This is a genomic window from Candidatus Komeilibacteria bacterium CG_4_10_14_0_2_um_filter_37_10 (assembly GCA_002793075.1).
Taxonomy (GTDB): domain Bacteria; phylum Patescibacteriota; class Patescibacteriia; order UBA1558; family UBA1558; genus UM-FILTER-37-10.
Genome location: PFPO01000067.1, coordinates 1 through 1,429, shown reverse-complemented (window position 1 = coordinate 1,429; position 1,429 = coordinate 1). Strand labels below are relative to the sequence as shown.

Below are 1,429 nucleotides of genomic sequence, written 5' to 3'. Positions count from 1 at the left end.
TTTTCCCTCTGATGTTAAATCAATCGGTTCGCCGTCCCACTCTGGATCGGAAAAATGTTTATACGCATCAACAAAATCTAAAATCGTAAAATATTCTTTACCATCAAAAAGCCTTGTCCCTCGACCAATGATTTGTTTAAATTCAATCATGGTATTAATTGATCGCATCAAAACAATATTACGAATATTGCGAGCATCAACTCCGGTTGAAAGTTTTTGAGATGTAGTCAAAATTGTAGGAATAGTTTTTTCATTATCCTGAAATTCTCGTAAATATTGATCTCCACGAGCACCGTCTTTAGCGGTCACTCTAACGCAATAAAAAGGATTGGGATTTTTCTTAAGTTTGTTTACCAAATCTCGTACTAAAAGTGCATGTCCTTGATTGGCACAAAAAATAATTGTTTTTTCGTTTTCTTTAATCTCCTCCAATACTACTTTTACTCGCTTTGCTTCGCGCTCTTTAATCTCAATCGTTCTATTAAAATCCGGTTCAGTATAAATCTTTCCTTCTTCGACTTCGCCTTCAATAATTTGATCGTCAGAAGTATAGATATAATCATCTATAGTTGTCTTAATTCTTTTTACTTTAAAAGGTGTAAGAAATCCGTCATTAACTCCCTCCTTCAAAGAATAAATATAAACAGGTTCACCAAAATATTTATAAGTATCAACATTATCTTTTCTTTTTGGTGTAGCAGTTAATCCAAGTTGCACGGCTGGTGAAAAATATTCTAGAATTCCTCGCCAATTACCTTCATCATTTGCTCCACCTCTATGACATTCGTCAATAATAATAAAATCAAAAAAATCTTTTGGATAATCTCCATAATATGAAGTATTGTTTGTTCCGCTCATGAAAGTTTGAAAAATTGTAAAGAAGACGCTTCCATTGGTTGGGACATTGCCTTTCTTTCTAATATCTAACGGGTTAATACGAACAAGAGCATCTTCTGGAAATGGAGAAAAAGAATTAAAAGCCTGATCAGCTAAAATATTTCTGTCAGCTAAAAACAAAATTCTTGGTTGCCTTACTCCGTCGTGTTTTAAATTCCATCTGGTTTGGAAAAGTTTCCAGGCAATTTGAAAGGCAATAAATGTTTTTCCTGTTCCGGTTGCCAAAGTTAAAAGGATTCTTTGTTTATTTTCAGCAATTGCGCTAAGCGTATTATTAACGGCAATTTCTTGATAGTAGCGCATTTTTTTTGTCCCGCCAATATCTTCATATGGAACTGTTGTAAATTTTTCTTTCCATTCATTCTGATCTAAAAATACTTTATTCCATAATTCCTCTGGAGTTGGAAAGTTTAATATATCTTCTTCTTTACCGGTCTTCATATCGACCTGATAGATTTCTTTTCCGTTAGTTGAATAAGAATATTGTATTTGAAGTTTTTTAGCATAGTCTTTTGCTTGTCCAAGTCCTTCG

Annotated in this window: 1 protein-coding gene; it reads right to left on the bottom strand. The window is 33.4% G+C overall.

All coding sequences use genetic code 11. From position 1 onward, the window contains the following. Positions 1–1,429: restriction endonuclease subunit R (locus COX77_03480; GenBank protein PIZ98770.1), on the bottom strand; the 1,429-nt coding region annotated here is incomplete at both ends.